The sequence below is a fragment of the Hydrogenophaga sp. genome (genome assembly GCF_019264445.1).
Classification (GTDB): Bacteria; Pseudomonadota; Gammaproteobacteria; order Burkholderiales; family Burkholderiaceae_C; genus Hydrogenophaga.
Genome location: NZ_JAHVAB010000081.1, coordinates 23522 through 41072 on the forward strand (window position 1 = coordinate 23522; position 17551 = coordinate 41072).

15 protein-coding genes are annotated in these 17551 nt (G+C 67.1%); 6 read left to right on the forward strand and 9 right to left on the reverse strand.

Annotated elements, in window-relative coordinates; all coding sequences use genetic code 11:
- Positions 1-17 precede the first annotated feature (17 nt).
- Genes KXJ60_RS18430 through KXJ60_RS18445 form a run of 4 tightly spaced genes read right to left on the reverse strand, consistent with a single transcriptional unit; the run spans position 18 to position 2930 of the window.
- Positions 18-770, reverse strand: a complete 753-nt coding sequence (locus KXJ60_RS18430) for an iron dicitrate transport regulator FecR (RefSeq protein WP_291131294.1) — start codon at positions 768-770, stop codon at positions 18-20.
- Complete coding sequence (locus tag KXJ60_RS18435; RefSeq protein WP_291131295.1) at positions 767-1567, reverse strand: BPSS1780 family membrane protein; 801 nt, start codon at positions 1565-1567, stop codon at positions 767-769. Before KXJ60_RS18435 ends, KXJ60_RS18430 begins: the two co-directional genes overlap by 4 nt.
- A gap of 14 nt (positions 1568-1581) precedes the next feature.
- Positions 1582-2589, reverse strand: coding sequence for a homoserine kinase (locus tag KXJ60_RS18440; RefSeq protein ID WP_291131297.1), 1008 nt, complete (start codon positions 2587-2589; stop codon positions 1582-1584).
- A gap of 11 nt (positions 2590-2600) precedes the next feature.
- Positions 2601-2930, reverse strand: a complete 330-nt coding sequence (locus tag KXJ60_RS18445) for a hypothetical protein (RefSeq protein ID WP_291131299.1) — start codon at positions 2928-2930, stop codon at positions 2601-2603.
- A 114-nt stretch (positions 2931-3044) separates the two neighbouring features.
- On the opposite strand from KXJ60_RS18445, the gene polA reads away from it, so the two are divergent.
- Positions 3045-5882: a DNA polymerase I gene (gene polA / locus KXJ60_RS18450; RefSeq protein WP_291131300.1), complete on the forward strand. Its 2838-nt coding sequence runs from the start codon at positions 3045-3047 to the stop codon at positions 5880-5882.
- A 17-nt stretch (positions 5883-5899) separates the two neighbouring features.
- Here polA and KXJ60_RS18455 read toward each other — a convergent pair whose 3' ends face one another.
- Positions 5900-6448 (reverse strand): hypothetical protein, encoded by a 549-nt coding sequence (locus KXJ60_RS18455; RefSeq protein ID WP_291131302.1) that lies wholly within the window; start codon positions 6446-6448, stop codon positions 5900-5902.
- 233 nt (positions 6449-6681) lie between these two features.
- Between KXJ60_RS18455 and KXJ60_RS18460 the strand changes: the two genes are divergently transcribed.
- Positions 6682-7581, forward strand: coding sequence for a dienelactone hydrolase family protein (locus KXJ60_RS18460; protein ID WP_291131304.1), 900 nt, complete (start codon positions 6682-6684; stop codon positions 7579-7581).
- A 95-nt stretch (positions 7582-7676) separates the two neighbouring features.
- Positions 7677-8483: a ZIP family metal transporter gene (locus tag KXJ60_RS18465; protein WP_291131305.1), complete on the forward strand. Its 807-nt coding sequence runs from the start codon at positions 7677-7679 to the stop codon at positions 8481-8483.
- Positions 8484-8492: 9 nt separating this feature from the next.
- On the opposite strand, the gene KXJ60_RS18470 is transcribed toward KXJ60_RS18465, so the two are convergent.
- The 4 genes from KXJ60_RS18470 to KXJ60_RS18485 all read right to left on the reverse strand — a co-directional run bounded on the left by KXJ60_RS18470 (position 8493) and on the right by KXJ60_RS18485 (position 14059).
- Positions 8493-10982 carry a PAS domain S-box protein gene (locus tag KXJ60_RS18470; protein WP_291131307.1) on the reverse strand — a complete coding sequence of 830 codons (2490 nt, stop codon included), beginning with the start codon at positions 10980-10982 and terminating at the stop codon, positions 8493-8495.
- Between the two features lie 105 nt (positions 10983-11087).
- Complete coding sequence (locus KXJ60_RS18475; protein WP_291131309.1) at positions 11088-11945, reverse strand: sulfurtransferase; 858 nt, start codon at positions 11943-11945, stop codon at positions 11088-11090.
- Between the two features lie 25 nt (positions 11946-11970).
- Complete coding sequence (locus tag KXJ60_RS18480; RefSeq protein ID WP_291131311.1) at positions 11971-12861, reverse strand: DMT family transporter; 891 nt, start codon at positions 12859-12861, stop codon at positions 11971-11973.
- Positions 12862-12910: 49 nt separating this feature from the next.
- Positions 12911-14059, reverse strand: coding sequence for an aromatic ring-hydroxylating dioxygenase subunit alpha (locus KXJ60_RS18485; protein WP_291131313.1), 1149 nt, complete (start codon positions 14057-14059; stop codon positions 12911-12913).
- A 296-nt stretch (positions 14060-14355) separates the two neighbouring features.
- On the opposite strand from KXJ60_RS18485, the gene KXJ60_RS18490 reads away from it, so the two are divergent.
- Genes KXJ60_RS18490 through dxs form a run of 3 tightly spaced genes read left to right on the forward strand, consistent with a single transcriptional unit; the run spans position 14356 to position 17449 of the window.
- The gene (locus tag KXJ60_RS18490) at positions 14356-14613 is read left to right on the forward strand and encodes an exodeoxyribonuclease VII small subunit (RefSeq protein ID WP_291131315.1); all 258 of its coding nucleotides are present in this window, start codon (positions 14356-14358) and stop codon (positions 14611-14613) included.
- Positions 14614-14672: 59 nt separating this feature from the next.
- Positions 14673-15515, forward strand: a complete 843-nt coding sequence (locus tag KXJ60_RS18495) for a polyprenyl synthetase family protein (protein ID WP_291131526.1) — start codon at positions 14673-14675, stop codon at positions 15513-15515.
- Between the two features lie 44 nt (positions 15516-15559).
- A complete protein-coding gene (gene dxs, locus KXJ60_RS18500) occupies positions 15560-17449 on the forward strand; it encodes a 1-deoxy-D-xylulose-5-phosphate synthase (RefSeq protein WP_291131316.1) in 1890 nt (629 codons plus the stop codon).
- Positions 17450-17551 lie beyond the last annotated feature (102 nt).

Here is a 17551-nt window from a genome sequence, read left to right on the forward strand (position 1 = left end):
CGGGGTATCGCGCTGCTTCAGCGCGGCATGGCCGGGTGCATTGAGGCGGGTTGCTGCTCCATGTACCCACGTCCATCCTTCACCCCAGTTCGGCCCGCGATCTGCCATGCGGTGCGCTGGCCGATGAGGCGGGCAAGGAACTCCAGTTCCTCGTCGGTGTGGTTGAGGGCTGGTGCGGGTGTCAGGAAGCGGCCATTGCGCTCCTCTGCCTCGCCCCAGAACGACTGGTGGTAGCTCGACTCGGAGAGCGCGCGGTTGCCGCCGGACTCCATGTCGACCGTGCCGTAGCAGTTGCAGAAGTAGCTGCGCCCGCCCTGGTTCGGCATGACCTCGGCGTACACACCCGTGCCCCGGATGCCGGCGGTGAGCGTGGGGGTGACGATGGAGCGGCTCACGCCCCGGCCGAAGGCGCTGATGAACGCACCGTTGAAAAGCCGCAGCAGGCTGGCGGTGTTGAGCGTGTTGCCACGCTCCACGCGCAGCCGCGAGTTCTGTCGCACGTGAAAGGACGCATTGCCGATCAGGAACACCACGCGCGAGGCCACGCCGGTAAGGATTTCATCGCCGGTCTGCACGATTTGCTGGGGCAGCAGGCGCTGGCCGTTCACCAGCACATCACCCACAAACTCCACCACGTTGCTGCGCTGCTGCGCCATGGCGGCAGGCAGGCCGCCCATGGCGACCCAGGCGGCGGCGGCCTTGAGTGTGTCGCGGCGCTGGAACCACAGCACCTCGTCTTCGCGGCGGCCGTTCAGGGCGTGTTGGGTCATGCGTTTTCTCCGGTGGGCGGCGCGGGTGGGGGCGCGTCTTCAGTCACAAAGCTGTCTCGGAAGGTAAACCAGATCGAGGTGTGAAACATGGACGCCAGCAGCAGCACCGTGGGGTAGATCACGAGACTGAGCATTTGTGCGCCGCCGATCAGCACGGCCAGCAGGTTCATCACCGCGCCGACCAGCATGATCACCACCATCCAGCCCAGGCTGTACAGCAGCATCGCGCCCTTGTTGGCCCAGCAGGCCATCAAGCTGAAAAACAGGCTCTTGAGCGGCTTCACGCCATGCCAGTGCACCAGCGCCGGCGCGTGCCAGAAGGCCATGAGCACCGGCACGTACAGCAACAGCGCCGCCCACAGGCCCGGGTTGTCAAACATGGCGCGCACGCGCTCGGGCGACACCTCGCCGTCGGGCATTTCGATGGGGGCCACGTCGGCCGCGAAGAGCGCGCCGACGCCCAGCACCAGCATCAGGGCCGCTGCGTACATCGCCCCCAGCACCAGCATGGAACGCGTGTTCGCCGGGCCGGCGCGAAAGGCCGAGACCAGCGTGCTGGGCATGGGAAAACGGCCCTGCTCAGCCTCGCGGCTCGCGGCCATCAGGCCCAGGGTGGCGGCGGGCACCAGGGCGAGCGAGAGGAGCGTGCCGATCACCGGCACCAGCGAGAGCACGGAAATGGCGGCCATGAACATGAAGAACAGGCCGGCCATGGCCAGTGGCTGGCGCAGGAAGGTGCGTGCGCCCTGCTTGACCCATTGGAAACCGGTGCGGGCGGGGACGATGTGGAGTTTCATGCGAGGTGGGGGTCTCAGGCGGTCTGCAGCGCGTCGTCGCGCAGCAGGCTGTTCAGGGCCTGGGTGTCGCGCACGCGGGCACGCAGCACGCGTTCGAAATGGCGGGGGTCGTGGGGTTGCAGCATCGCCGCCTCGCGCGGCAGGTGCAGGTCCCAGAGGCGGGAAATCCAGAAGCGCAGCGCGCCTGCGCGCAGCATGGCCGGCAGCAGCTGCCGCTCGGCAGCGGTGAGGGGCCGCACCGACTGGTAGGCGCCCAGCAGCGCCAGCGAACGCGGCGTGTCCAGCGAGCCGTCGTGGTCGGCGTCGTGCAGCACGCACCAGTCGTTGAGGCAGACGGCAATGTCGAACAGGAAGGTGTCGACGCCGGCGAAGTAGAAGTCGAAAAAGCCGGAGAGCTCGCCCTGGTCGAACATCGCGTTGTCGCGGAACAGGTCGGCGTGAATCGGGCCGCGCGGCAGGGCGGCATAGGCCGGGCTCTGGGCCACATGGTTCTGGAAGGCGAGTTCGGTGCGGATGAGCGCCGCCTGCGATTCGTTCAGGAAAGGCAGCACCACCGGCACGGTGTCGTTCCACCAGGGCAGGCCGCGCAGGTTGGGCTGGCTCAGGGCGAAGTCGCGCCCGGCCAGGTGCATGCGAGCCAGCGTGCGGCCCACCGCCTCGCATTGCGCCTCGCCGGGGCTCAGGTCGCTCTTGCCACGCAGCTTGGCCACCACGGCCGCTGGCTTGCCCTGCACCTTGAACAGGATCTCGCCCCGGGCATCGGCCGCGGGCGCAGGCACCGGAATGCCGCCCTGCGCCAGATGCTCCATGAGGCGCAGGTAGAAGGGCAGTTGCTCGAAGCCCAGGCGCTCGAACACGGTGAGCACGTGCTCCAGCGTGGCGCCATCGCGCTCGCTGGTCACGAAATAGTTGGTGTTTTCAATGCCGCCCTGGATGCCTTTGAGCTCGGTGAGGTCGCCCAGGTGGAGGGTGTGGAGCAGGGCAGCGGCTTCGTCGAACGCGACTTCGGTGTAAACGGCCATGTGGCGGGCAATCAGAAATTCAGGATGCGCCAGCTGCTGCGACCGGCGTTGCCGGTGCGCTTGCCGCCGGTTTCACCGCCAGCCGCGTTGCCGTTGTCGGGCTGAATCTGGTAGGCCGGCGCGCCGTTCTTGGGTTGCACCTCGATGCTTTGCGTCTGGCCGCCCACGCGCAGCTCGTCGATGCGGGTGAGCTTGTCTTCGTGGGTGATGCGCTCGATGTTGTCGCGCGCTGTGGCGGCTGGGGGGGGTGTCTCCGCCGGGGCCACCTGGGCCAGGGCAGGCAAGGCAAGGCACAGGCCCAGGGCGAGTGCGGCGGCAGGGTGGCGGGTGATCGGGTTCATGCGGCATTGTAGGCAAGGCAGGGCGGGCGCGGCGCTCCAGGGGGCATGCCGGTTACCCGTTGAAACGCGCCTTCGGGCGCTCGGGCAGGACCCGATCTCCGCCACAATCCCCCCATGTCCGACGCCTCCACACCCGCTCCCGCCTCTGGCCAGACCCTGTTGCTGGTCGATGGCTCCAGTTACCTCTACCGCGCGTTCTTTGCCGGCGGTGAATCGATGAGCACCAAGCTGCCTGACGGCACGGAGCTCAAGACCGGCGCGATCCGCATCATGATCAACATGATGCAGAAGCTGCGAAAGGACGTGCGGGCCGATTTCGCCGCCTGCGTGTTCGACGCCAAGGGCCCGACCTTCCGGGACGCGCTGTACCCGGACTACAAGGCCAACCGCTCGCCCATGCCCGACGACCTGCGCGCGCAGATCGCCCCCATCCACGAGGTGGTGAAGCTGCTGGGATGGACGGTGCTGGACGTGCCCGGTGTGGAGGCCGACGACGTGATCGGCACGCTGGCCGACGTGGCGGCGAAGCAGGGCATTCAATGCATCATCTCCAGCGGCGACAAGGACCTGAGCCAGCTGGTGAATGAGCACATCACCGTCATCGACACCATGAACGACCGCAAGCGTGACGTGGCGGGCGTGACGGCGGAGTTCGGTGTGCCCCCCAGCCTGATGCTGGACTACCAGACGCTGGTGGGCGACCAGGTCGACAACGTGCCCGGCGTGCCCAAGGTCGGCCCCAAGACTGCCGTGAAATGGCTGACGGAGTACGGCTCGCTGGAGGCGCTGGTGGCGCGCGCGGGCGAGATCAAGGGCGCCGCCGGCGAGAACCTGCGCAATGCGCTCGACTGGCTGCCCAAGGGCCGCGAGCTGCTCACCATCAAGACCGATTGCGACCTGACGGAATACATCGCAGGCCTGCCTTCGCTGGACGCGATTGCGGTGGGCGGGCAGGACTCCGAGGCCCTGATGGCTTTTGGCGAGCGCTACGGTTTCAAGGGGCTGGTGAAGGCGCTGGCGCAGCACCTCACGCCGCCCGAGCAGATCGAGGAGCATCAGGGCAAGGGCAAAGCCAGAGGCAAGGCCGGCGACGGCTCGCCCGGGCTGTTCGACGAGCCCGACCTCAGTGGCAGCGCCGAACGCACCACCAACCTGAAGTACGACACGATCCTGACCTGGGAACAGTTCGACGCCTGGCTGGCGCGCCTGCAGGCCGCCGAGCTGGTGGCGCTGGACACCGAGACGACCTCGCTCGACGAAATGCGCGCCGAGATCGTGGGCATCAGCTTCAGCGTGACACCGGGCGAGGCCGCCTACATCCCGCTGCGGCACAGCGGGCCCGACGCGCCCGAGCAGCTGCCGCTGGACGAGGTGCTGGCCAGGCTCAGACCCTGGCTGGAAGACCCCAAGCGCCTCAAACTCGGCCAGCACGTCAAGTACGACCGGCATGTGTTTGCGAACCATGGCATCGAGGTGCAGGGCTACGCGCACGACACCATGCTGCAGAGCTACGTGCTCGAAGTGCACAAGCCGCATGGCCTGGCCAGCCTGGCCGAGCGCCACCTGGGCCGCCAGGGCATCAATTACGAAGACCTGTGCGGCAAGGGCGCGCACCAGATTCCGTTTGCCCAGGTCGATGTGGCCAAGGCAGCCGAATACTCGTGCGAAGACAGCGACCAGACACTGGATGTGCACGGCGTGCTGTGGCCACAGCTCGAGGCCGACGAGAAACTCAAGTTCATCTACGAACTCGAAATCGCCAGCAGCGAGGCGCTGTACCGCATCGAGCGCAACGGCGTGATGATCGACGCGCCCACGCTGGCCCGGCAGAGCCACGAGCTGGGCTCACGCATCCATGCGCTGGAGCAGGAGGCCTACGAAATCGCGGGCCAACCGTTCAACCTCAGCAGCCCCAAGCAGCTGGGCGAGATCTTTTTCGACAAGCTCGGCCTGCCGGTGATCAAGAAGACCGCCACCGGCGCGCGCAGCACGGACGAAGAGGTGCTGGAGAAACTGGCCGAGGACTACCCCTTGCCGGCCAAGATCCTGGAGCACCGCGGCCTCTCCAAGCTCAAGGGCACCTACACCGACAAGCTCGCACAGCTGGCGCTGCCGCGCACCGGTCGCGTGCACACGCATTACGCGCAGGCGGTGGCCGTGACGGGCCGACTCTCCAGCAACGACCCCAACCTGCAGAACATTCCGATCCGCACGCCCGAAGGCCGGCGCGTGCGTGAAGCCTTCGTGGCGCCGGCGGGGCATGTCATTGCCAGCGCCGACTACTCGCAGATCGAGCTGCGCATCATGGCCCACATCAGCGGCGACGAAGCGCTGCTGCGCGCCTTCCACGACGGTCTGGACGTGCACCGCGCCACGGCCGCCGAGGTGTTTGGCGTGGAGACCGCGCAGGTGAGCAGCGAGCAGCGCCGCTACGCCAAGGTGATCAACTTTGGCCTGATCTACGGCATGAGCGCGTTCGGTCTGGCCAAGGCGCTGGGCATCGACAACACCGCGGCCAAGAACTACATCACCCGCTACTTCGAGCGTTTTGCCGGCGTCAAGCGGTACATGGACGACACCCGCGCCCAGGCCAAAGCCCAGGGCTATGTGGAAACCGTGTTCGGGCGGCGCCTGGTGCTGCCGAGCATTCAGGCGGCCAAGGGCGCGCTGCTGTCGTCGCTGGAGCGGCAGGCGGTCAACGCGCCGATGCAGGGCACGGCCGCCGACCTCATCAAGCTGAGCATGGTGGCGGTGCAGAACGCGCTGGACGAACAGCGGCGGGGCACGAAGATGATCATGCAGGTGCACGACGAACTGGTGTTCGAGGTGCCCGAAGGCGAGGTGGACTGGGTGCGCACCGAGATCCCGCGGCTCATGGCCGGCGTGGCCGAGCTCAAGGTGCCGCTGCTGGCGGAAGTGGGCGTGGGACCGAACTGGGACCAGGCGCACTGAGCGGCTGGCGGGCCAGGTCAGTCGACATCCGGGCAGGGTTCACGGCGTGCGCGCAGGCGCGCCAGCCAGCCCGGTGACCGCGCCCCTGCGAGGCGCTTGCCGTCGATGTGCACCTCGGCGCCCGGCTCCAGTGGGTGCGGGAGCGACAGCGCCTCAGGCGGGAGCTGTGGGTGGCCATGCCGCCGCGTGCCTCGCAGCGCACCCGCGTGGGGTGTTTCCTGGGGTGTGCCCCTGCGCTGGCCTTTTCGGATGCGCAACAGGGTGTCGCCCATGTGGTCAAACGCAACTTCGACTTCCTCGGCGCGCAGCGGCAGGGGAATGGTGAGGCTCTTGACGATGGTGTCGCTCCCCAGATAGAGCATCACCACCGAGCCCGCGTGGTCGCCCTGGGCATCGGTGGTCACGCGCACGTCGCCACCGCTTTCAACGCAGTGCCACCGGTGCCGGAAGCGGTGGTCCAGCACGCGCATGGACGACTTGAGCACGATCTCGTCGCGGCGACCGAGTTTGTCGATGCTGTAACTCAGGGGCTCTCGCCGTTGGGCAAAGGACGGAATCATGTTCATGGGGAGGACATCGGTTTTCAACCTGAGGCTTGGCTGGTGTGTCGACGGTCCCTGGCGGCGCTTGAGCCTTTGTTGCGCGCAGCGCCTCAAAATAGTGCGCTGGCAGTAGACGGTCGACCGCGCGGGCGGGCCCTTGCGGAATGAACGTTTTCTGAGCGCACGCCTCTGGTATGGGAGCCGGCCCACAATGCCGCTCTGCCGAACCCCCTTCACCCTTCTTTGAGGAGACTCTCTTGTTGCACGAACAGATGTCCCAAGACCTGGCCGCGTTGCTGCCAGGCCAATCCGGCGCCGAAGGCGCGACCCGGCGCACCGCGCTGAAGGCCGCGCTGGGCGTGGGTTACGCGGCCTCCGCCCTGCCGCTGATGGCGCAGACCGCCATCAAGACCTCTGCCGAGGGCCTGACGGCCGGCGAAGTGACGATTGACGTCAACGGTTTCAAGATGCCCGCCTACCGCGCCGCACCCGCCGGCAAGACGGGCCTGCCGGTGGTGCTGGTGCTCTCCGAGATCTTCGGTGTGCACGAGTACATCGCTGACACCGCGCGCCGCTTTGCCAAGGCGGGCTACATGGCCATCGCGCCCGAGTTGTTCGTGCGCCAGGGCGATGCCCAGAGCTATGGCGAGATGGCCAAACTCATTTCTGAAGTGATCTCCAAGGTGCCCGACGAGCAGGTGCTCGGCGACCTGGACGCCACCGTCAAATGGGCGGCCGCCAACGGTGGCGACACGAGCAAGCTGGGCATCACCGGCTTCTGCTGGGGCGGGCGCCAGGTGTGGCTGTACACGGCGCACAACCCGGCGGTCAAGGCGGGTGTGGCCTGGTACGGCCGCCTGGTGGGCGACGCCACCGCCCTGAACCCACGGCACCCGGTGGACGTGGCCGCCAGGCTCAACGGCCCGGTGTTGGGGCTGTATGGCGCGGCCGACACCGGCATTCCGCTTGACACGGTTGATAAGATGAAAACCGCGCTGGCCGCTGGCAATGCCGCGGCCAAGGCCTCCAGCTTTGTGGTCTACCCGGAGGCCCCGCACGCCTTCCACGCCGACTACCGGCCGAGCTTTCGCAAGGAGCCGGCAGAGGATGGCTGGAAGCGCGCGCTGGCGTGGTTCAAGCAGCACGGCGTGGCCTGAATCCCGCCGCGCCAGGAGACCAGGGCCGCTGAAAAGCGGCCCTTTTTTGTGGCTGAATGCAGGGCCGGCTGGCCGGAAGAATCGAACAACACAACATGACCCTGATTGCGATCCTGATCGGAACCATCGCAGCCGGCGTGGGCAGCGTCTGGCTTGCAGCCTTGCTGAGCTTTGCCATGCTGGCGCGCTACACGCAGCACATGCTCAGTCTGGCCGCAGGCGCGCTCATGGCCACGGCCTTCATGCACCTGCTGCCCGAAGCGTTCGAGAGCGAAGCCGGCGCGCACGAGCTGTTTGCCATGCTGCTGGCCGGGCTGGTGTTCTTCTTTCTGCTCGACAAGGCCGAGCTCTGGCACCACGGCCACGAACACCACCAGGGCGATGCGCCTCACGAGCACGCCCATGGCCACGCGCACCATGCGCACGATCACCACGATCACCACGATCACGGGCTGCGCTCTGGCGGATGGACCGTGCTGGCTGGCGACAGCGTGCACGCGTTCGGCGACGGCATCCTGATCGCTTCGGCTTTCATGGCCGACATGCGCCTGGGCGTGGTGGCCGCGCTGGCGGTGCTGGCCCACGAAGTGCCTCACCACATGGGCGATCTGGTGGTGCTGCGGCACACCTCCCGCAACTCGCGCGCGGCGCTGGTGAAGGTGTCGCTGGCGGGCACGGTCACGGCCTTGGGCGGGCTGGTGGGGTATTTCCTGCTCACGCAATTGCAGGACTACCTGCCGTATTTCCTGGTGGCAGCGTCCAGCAGCTTTGTCTATGTGGCGCTGGCCGACCTGATTCCACAACTGCAGAAACGCCTGAGTCTGGGGGCCACTTTCGCCCAGATCGCCTGGCTGGCCTTGGGTATTGCGCTGGTCACTGTGGTCAGCGGATTGGCGCACTGAGCGCTTGCGTCAGTCGGTTGGCGTTTCGCCAAAAGAAAAGCGGAACTGGGCTCCCTGGCCGGGTTGGCCTTCACCGGCGATCTGCCCACCGTGGCGTTCGATGATGCGGCGCACGGTGGCCAGGCCAATGCCCGTGCCCTCGAACTCGCTGGGCATGTGCAAGCGCTGGAAAGGCTTGAAGAGCTTGTCGGCGTAGGCCATGTTGAACCCCACGCCGTTGTCGCGCACGTAAAACAGCTGGGGCTCGCCCGCAATGGGCGGCAGCAGCCCCCACTCGATCAGCGTTTTTTCCCGGGTGCGGCTGTACTTCAGCGCGTTGGACAGCAGGTTCTCCAGCACGATGCGCGCCAGGCGCGGGTCGCAATGGGCGGTGAGATCGGGGGCCACGCGGGTTTCGATCTCGCGCCCGGGGTGCTTGTGGCGCTCCTGCGCGAGGATGCTCTCGACCATGTCGCTCAGGTTCACGCTGCGGCGTTCGAGCACGCCCTGGCTCACGCGCGCCAGCGCCAGCAGATCGTGGATCAGTGAGCCCATGCGCTGGGTCGAGGCCAGCACGCGATCGAGCAGCTGGCGCTCCTGCGCACTCAGGCGCGGCCCGACTTCCTCGTCGAGCAGGCGCGTGAAGCCATCGATGGCGCGCAGGGGCGACTTCAGGTCGTGCGACACGGAGTAGGCGAAAGAATCCAGCTCGGCATTGAGCTGTTGCAGGTCGGCCGTGCGCTCGCGCACGCGCTGCTCCAGCGTCTCGTTGAGCCGCTGGATCTCGCGATCGCGGCGCAGGCGCACCAGCTCGGCATTGGCCCGGCTGGCGAAGATGGCAATCAGGGCCTGCGTGTCCTGCCGCAGCTCCACAGGCTTGCGCCACAGCGCAAAGATCACGCCGATGGCGGTGCCGTCCGCGTCGCGCAGCGCCTTGCCGAGGTACGCCTGGCAGCCGGATTCCACCAGGCTCGTGGCGCGCGGAAACTGCTCGGCCAGGCCGCTGGTGCAGATCAGCATGTCTTGCATCTGCAAGGAGCGTTCGCAGGGCGTGCCTTCGATGGAGAAGGTGAAGTTGGGACGGGCCTGCCCGTTCTGGCGGATGGCCAGGCTGCGCACGCGACCGTCGTCGCGGCATTCGCCCACCACCACCATGTCGGAGCCGATGGCTTCGCACAGGTGGCGCGTGAGGGCGCTGAAGAAGGCCTCGCCGGTTTCGGTGGCCACGCCGCGCGCCACGTTGAGCAGCAAGGCCTCGCGCTGCTTTTCCTCGCTGATGTTGACGGTGCACGCCAGGATGCTGGGTTCGCCGTCGAGGTCCAGCAGCTCGGCCCACACGCGTGCGTCCACCAGCGAACCATTCTTGTGCCGCATGCGGGTTTCATAGCCGTCGATGTGGCCGTCGCGCAGGAGTTGCGCCACGAAGGCTTCGCGGTCCTGCGGCGTCAGCCAGGCGCCGATTTCCACCGAGGTCTTGCCCTTGATCTCATCGGGCATCAAGCCTTGTGCGCGGTCCTGGGCGCGGTTGACGTCGATGATGGCGCCGTCCGACAGCCGCGTGATCGTCATGTTCAGGGGGCTGAAGTGGAACGCTTTGGCAAAGCGCTCTTCGGAGCGGCGCAGGCGTTCCATCACCTCGTTCTGGGCGCTCACGTCGTGGATGCTGGTGATGATCAGCTTGTCTTCGCGATCGTTGCCCATCTCGCTGGAGATCAGGGCCTCGAAGGTGCTGCCGTCGGCGCGCAGGCCGCGCGCCGGGTATTGCTCGGCGCGGCGGTTGGCGAAGAGCAGGCTCATGTACGCCTCGCGCTGTTGCGGGTCCGACCAGAGGAAGCTGTCTTCCCTTCCCAGTGCCTGGGCGCGGGTGAATCCGTAGCAGCGTTCAAAGGCGGGGTTGACGTCCAGGATCATGCCGGAGCGTGCCGACTGCGCGATCATGGGGCTCGGGCTGTTGTGGAAGATGCGGGCGAAGCGCTCCAGGCTGCGGTCGCGCTGCTGTTCGGTTTTTCTGCGCAGCTCCAGCTCTTCACGCTGGCGCTCGAAAGCCTCCCTGAGCTGGCGACCGCTGTGGTAGACCATCACACCCACGACGATCACCGTGGCCGAGTGGGTGATCCACACCCGCAGTCCCACCTCGAAATAGGGCGTGGCGCTGAACCACCCATTGACCTCTGCCAGGGTGAGCACACCGAGCGCCCCCACACTGGCCGCCACGGTGGCGATCAGCGCGTTGCGCCCGAGGAATGTGCCGGCGCCAGCCACTGCCGCGACAAACAGGAAACCCACCGCTGTTCGCACCGAGCCGTAGGTGATCACCGACATGATCGCGGTGCACAGCGTGCCCACCACCACCAGGTGGGCGACGTACCGCATGCGGTTCGAGCGCACCAGCGCGTAGGCCACGCCCGACACCACCGCCAGGCAACCCGCAATCCATGCTTCGCGTTGTCCGGGGCTGGCCACCACGAAATCGATCAGCATCACCACGACGGCTGCCAGACCGGTCAGCAGTGCCAGCAACTCCAGCACTCTTTTTCGCTGCGCTTCGGTGGGAAGCGTCCCGGGCAAATTGTCGGGCGGACGGGTCGGGTTCGCTGGCATGGGCAAAGGGGTTTTCTGGTGGCTTCAACCCTGTGCGATGGGCGCACCCGGGGTGTTGCACCACTCACTCCAGCTGCCCGCGTAGAGCCGTGTGCGACCCATGCCCGCCATCTCCATGGCCAGCAGGTTGGGCACCGCGCTCACGCCGCTGCCGCAGTGGTGCACCACCGTGGCCGGATCGCGGCCCGCAAGCAGCTGCTCGAACTCGGCGCGCAGCTGGGCGGCGGGTTTGAATCGGCCGTCAGGCTGAACGTTGTCTGCAAACGGGCGGTTGAGTGCACCGGGAATGTGGCCCGCCACGGGGTCCAGCGGCTCCGTTTCTCCGCGAAAGCGCGCACCGGCCCGGGCATCAATGAGGGACATGGCGGGTCGTCCGAGTGCGTTGGTAATGTCCTGGGTGTTGACGAGCGACGCGCGTTCGTCTTGCAGTTCAAACGTGGCCGGCGCCACCGTTGGGCCGGGGCCGCTTTGCACCGCCCCGCCAGCGGCCTTCCAGGCCGCCAGGCCGCCGTCGAGCACCGCCACGGCCTCATGGCCGCACCACTTCAGCATCCACCACAAGCGCCCGCTGGTGGTGATCGCCTGGCGGTCGAGCACCACGGCCTGCACGCCGTTGCCCAAGCCCAGCGCGCCCATTCGGGCGGCGAAGGTGGCGCGCGACGGCAGGGGGTGGCGCCCGCCGCTGGCGCGGTCGGGGGCGACCTTGTCGCTGAGATGGCGGTCCAGGTGAACGTGGACCGATCCCGGGATGTGCTCGCTCTCAAACTGGGCCTGGCCCGCATCGGGGTTCATCAGCTCGTGGGTGCAGTCGAACACGCAAAGGGGCGTGCCGCTGGACATGAGCGCTTGCAGTTGTGGGGCGGTGATGAGGGTGGTGTACATGGCCGGATTGTGGAGCAGTCACAAGTCAATGTTCTTCGGCGGGTGCATTGGGCACAGTGCGGGTGCGCAGCACCGTGGCCGTGATGCCGCTGACGATGATCAGGGCCATGCCCAGCCAGCCGATGAGGGGCAGCTGTTCGCCGAAGAAAATGATGCCGTAGATGCCCGCCATCACGATGCCGGAGTACTGCAGGTTGGCCACCACCATGGTGGCGCCGCGCGAGTAGGCGCGCGTCATGCACAGCTGGCCGAAGAGCGCTAGCACCCCGATGGGCAGCAGCCACAGCGCACTGGGCCAGTGCCATGGACTCACACCCACGAAGAGCATGCCCAGCCCGCCTGCGAGCACGGCACCCACCGAAAAATAGAACACCGTGCGGCTCTCGGGTTCGCCCGCGCGCGACAGCGCCGCCACCTGGAGGTAGGCGAACGCGGCAAAGATGCCGGAGAGCAGCCCCACCAGCGCGCCCAGCATCTGGCTTTCTGCCAGCGTGGGGCGCAGCATCATCGCGACGCCGGCGAACCCCGCGAGCACGGTGAGGAACAGGGGCCCTTGCTGGCGGATCGGCGCGTTGCGGCCCTGCACGAGCAGCGCGCCACCTAGCAGGAACGCCGCGATCCACACGCTGCTCATGTAGTTCAGCGTCATGGCCGTGGCCAGTGGAAGGGCGGCAATGGCAAAGAACCAGGCAGTCAGCGAGATGGTGCCGACGATGCTGCGCCAGACATGCATCATGGGCACCTGGGTGCGCAACGACACGCCGTTCACGCGTGTCATGCCGATCAGGAAGACCATGCCCACGAGGCCGCGGTAACACACGATCTCGAAGCTGTTGAAGTGGCTCGACGCGAACTTGATGCACACGCCCATGGTGGCGAAGAGCACCGAGGCGAGCAGCATCCACAAGGCCTGCATGGTTCAGGCCCCCGTGGCGGGTGAGACGCAAGTGGACAGACCGATCGCCTCAGTCCGCCAGTGGACCTGCCATCTGGCGGCGGTACCACTCATGGAAATGCTGCATGCCGTCTTCCATCGGGCTCTGGTAGGGGCCGACCTCGTTGTCACCGCGCGCCAGCAACGCTTTGCGGCCGGCATCCATGCGCTCGGCAATCTCGTCGTCCTCGATGCAGGTCTCCATGTAGGCGGCCCGCTGGGCTTCGACGAACTCGCGCTCGAAAGCCGCGATTTCTTCCGGGTAATAGAACTCCACCATGTTCAGGGTCTTGTCCACGCTGACCGGATGGAGCGTGGACACCGTCAGCACGTGGGGATACCACTCGACCATGATGTGCGGGTAATACGTGAGCCAGATCGCACCGTGCTCGGGCATCTTGCCCTGGCGGTACTGCATGAGCTGCTCGTGCCAGCGTTGGTACACCGGGCTGCCGGCTTTGCCCAGCAGGTTGGCGGGGCCCACCGTCTGTACCGAGTACGCCGGCTTGAGCTCCCAGCGCAGGTCTTCACAGGTGACGAACCCGCCCAGGCCCGGGTGGAAGGGAGCGACGTGGTAGTCCTCCAGGTAGACCTCGATGAACGTCTTCCAGTTGTAGTTGCACTCGTGCAGCTCCACATGGTCGAGCACCATGCCCTCGAAGTTGAGGGCGGCACGCGGCCCCATGTTCGCCAGATCGGCCTGCACATCGCGGCCGTTGTCCTCGAACAGCAGGCCGTTCCACTCGCGCAGCGGGTAGTTGTTGAGGTTCAGGCAGGGGTCGTGCTCGAAGTGCGGAGCGCCCAGCAGGCGCCCGGCCTGTTCGCCGTGCGTGCCGCTGTAGGTCCAGCGGTGCAGGGGGCAGACGATGTTGCCGCCCGCGCTGCCACTGCGTGTCTCGCTCAGGTTGCCGCGGCCGTTGAGCATCATGGCCTGGCGGTGGCGGCAGACGTTGGAGACAAGCTCGACGCCCTTGTGCGTTTGCACCAGCGCGCGCCCGCCGGCTTCCTGCGGCAGCACGTGGTAGTCCCCCACGTTGGGGACGGCAAGTTGGTGCCCCACATACCGGGGCCCGCGCTGGAAGAGGGTTTCCTTTTCGCGCTGGAAAAGCGCCTCGCTGAAGTAGCTGGAAACTGGTAGTTGGCTTGCGGCCTGCTGCAGTTGAAGACTTAAATCAGACATGTGGTCCTGACCTAGAGACTCCCCCTATGAAGGGGCAGGGTAAGCGCTGTGCTCGTCAGACGAATTCGCGCGGGATGGGTGGGTGTTGCGTCCCTCCGGACAAGGCCTGTCCGTGGTGAAGAGATGGGAGAAAAAAAGAACGCGGATTGTACCCCGGGGGGCAATGGGCCCGCCGGGCATAAAATGCCGCTTTATCAAGGCCAGCTTCAGCACATCACGGTCGGGCCATGTCGCCCGCCCGGTCCCACGACGCAAGCGGTCGTGTGGCCTGCGAAGGGCCCCAGCACACAGGATCCATGCCCACTCCGTCCCCCTCTCGCGCCGCCCGTACCGTCTCGTCGCCCAGTGCCCCGGCCTCTTACGAGGCCGCTCTGGAAGAGCTGGAGCAACTGGTGGCCCAGCTCGACGCGGGACAACTCCCGCTGGACCAGTTGCTCACGCGCTACCAGCGCGGTGCCGAACTGCTGGCTTTCTGTCGCGCGCGGCTTGAAGATGTCGAGAACCAGATCAAGGTCCTCGAAGGTGGCGCACTCAAACCCTGGGACGCCGCGTGAGCGCCGCGTTGTCCGACACCCGCGACTTCGCGGCCTGGCGCCTCGCACAGCAGGACGCCGTGGAGCGTGCGCTGGAGCGCTGGGTGCCTGCCGATGCGCCCGCGGGCCTGGGCGACGCCATGCGCTATGCCGTGCTCGATGGCGGCAAGCGCTTGCGCCCGCTGCTCGTGCTGGCCACCTGCGAGGCCGTGGGCGGGCAGGCGGCTGCGGCCCTGCGAGCGGCCTGCGCTGTGGAGCTCATCCACGCCTATTCCCTGGTGCACGACGACATGCCCTGCATGGACAACGACGTGTTGCGCCGTGGCAAGCCCACGGTTCATGTGCGGTTTGGCGAGGCCCAGGCCTTGCTGGCAGGCGACGCCTTGCAGGCGCTCGCTTTCGAGCTGCTCGTGCCGGACGACGGCAGCGTGAGCGATGCCATGAGTGCGCGCCTGTGCCGGCTGCTGGCGCTGTCGGCCGGTGCGGACGGCATGGCCGGTGGCCAGGCCGTTGATCTGGCCAGCGTCGGCGTTGCCCTGGACCAGCCGTCGCTGGAGGCGATGCACCGGCGCAAGACCGGCGCCTTGCTCAAGGCCAGCGTGACCATGGGCGCTGCCACCGGCCACACACCGCCCCAGACCCTGGCCTTGCTGGCCGAGTACGGTGCCTGCGTGGGCCTGGCGTTTCAGGTGGTCGACGACATCCTGGACGTGACTGCCGACTCGGCCACCCTGGGGAAGACCGCTGGCAAGGATGCTGCGGCCGACAAGCCCACATTCGTTTCCCTGATGGGACTGGCGCAGGCCCAGGCCTACGCCGACCGCGTGCTGAGCCAGGCCCATGACGCCCTGGGCCGTTGCGGCCTCGCGCACACCTCCACCCTGCACGCCCTGGCCGACTGGGTGGGGCGGCGTGTCTCCTGAGCCCGGCGCCGGACCCAACCAACATGACCCAAGCGACACCCCCCATGAGTTCCCTGCTGTCGTCCATTGAATCCCCTGCCGACGTGCGCCGCCTCTCGCGCGCACAGCTGCCCCCGCTGGCCGAAGAGCTGCGCTCCTTCCTGCTGCAGAGCGTTGCACGCACGGGGGGGCATCTGAGTTCCAACCTCGGCACGGTGGAGCTCACGGTGGCGCTGCACTATGTGTTCAACACGCCGGAAGACCGGCTGGTGTGGGACGTGGGCCACCAGACCTATCCCCACAAGATCCTCACGGGTCGGCGCGACCGCATGGACACCTTGCGCCAGCTCGGTGGCATCAGTGGCTTCCCGCGCCGCGAGGAGAGTGAGTACGACACCTTCGGCACCGCGCATTCCTCCACCAGCATTTCGGCGGCGCTGGGCATGGCCATGGCCGCCAAGATCCAGGGCGACTCGCGCAAATCCGTGGCCATCATCGGCGACGGCGCCATGACCGCGGGCATGGCCTTCGAGGCGCTGAACAACGCGGGTGTGGCCGATGGTCGCCTGCTCGTGGTGCTCAACGACAACGACATGTCGATTTCGCCGCCGGTGGGTGCGCTCAACCGCTACCTCGCGCAACTCATGAGCGGCCAGTTCTATGCGGCCGCCAAGAACGTCGGCAAGCAGGTGCTCAAAGGCGCGCCGCCCTTGTTCGAGCTGGCCAAGCGGTTCGAAGAGCATGCCAAGGGCATGGTGGTGCCGGCCACGCTGTTCGAGAAGTTCGGCTTCAACTACATCGGACCGATCGATGGCCACGACCTCGGGTCGCTCATTCCCACACTCGAGAACATCCGCCACCTGCTCGACACCGACAGTGGGCCGCAGTTCCTGCACGTGGTCACCAAAAAAGGCCAAGGTTACAAGCTCGCCGAGGCGGACCCCGTGGCCTACCACGGCCCCGGCACGTTCGACCCCGCCGTGGGCCTGACCAAGCCTGCCAAGCCGCCCAAGACCACCTTCACGCAGGTCTTCGGCAAATGGTTGTGCGACATGGCCGAGGCCGACGCGCGGCTGGTGGGCATCACGCCGGCCATGCGCGAGGGCTCGGGCATGGTGGAGTTCGAGCGCCGGTTCCCGGCCCGCTACTTCGATGTGGGCATCGCCGAGCAGCACGCCGTGACCTTCGCAGCAGGTCTGGCGTGTGAGGGCATGAAGCCGGTGGTGGCCATCTATTCCACCTTCCTGCAGCGCGCTTACGACCAGCTCATTCATGACGTGGCCCTGCAGAACCTGCCGGTGGTGTTTGCACTGGACCGTGCGGGCCTGGTGGGTGCCGATGGCGCCACGCACGCCGGTGCCTACGACATCGCCTACCTGCGCTGCGTTCCCAACATGGCGGTGGCCTGTCCGGCCGACGAAGCCGAGTGCAGGCAATTGCTGAGCACCGCGTTTGCCCAGAACCAGCCGGTGGCGGTGCGCTACCCGCGTGGCGCGGGGGCTGGCGTCGCACAGCCCGCCGGGCTCGAAGGCTTGCCGTTCGGCCGTGGCGAGTGGCGCCGCAAGGGACATGGCATTGCGATTCTGGCCTTCGGGACGCTGCTGTATCCCGCGCTTGGAGTGGGCGAGAAGCTGGGTGCCAGCGTGGCCAACATGCGTTGGGCGAAGCCCCTCGATCTCGAGTTGCTGCGCGAGCTGGCGGCGACGCACGATGCCCTCGTGACCGTGGAGGAAGGCAGCGTGATGGGCGGGGCCGGCGCTGCCGTGATGGAGGCGCTGCATGCAGAGGGCTTCGAGCTGCCCGTGCTGCAGCTGGGGCTGCCCGATGTCTTCACCGAACACGGCGATCCTGGCCGGCTGCTGGCTGGCTTGGGGCTGGATGAAGCGGGCATCGAACGCGCCATACGTGAGCGTTTCTCCAGCCTCCTGTCTCCGGTGGTGAAGGCCGTGGGCTGAGCGCCCACCCGCTGCGCAAGCCCGGTTTTGCAGGGTATCCACCCTGTAGAACGCGCTCGTTTGTGCGAGGGCATCACCTACAATCCCGGCTCCCCTCCACCC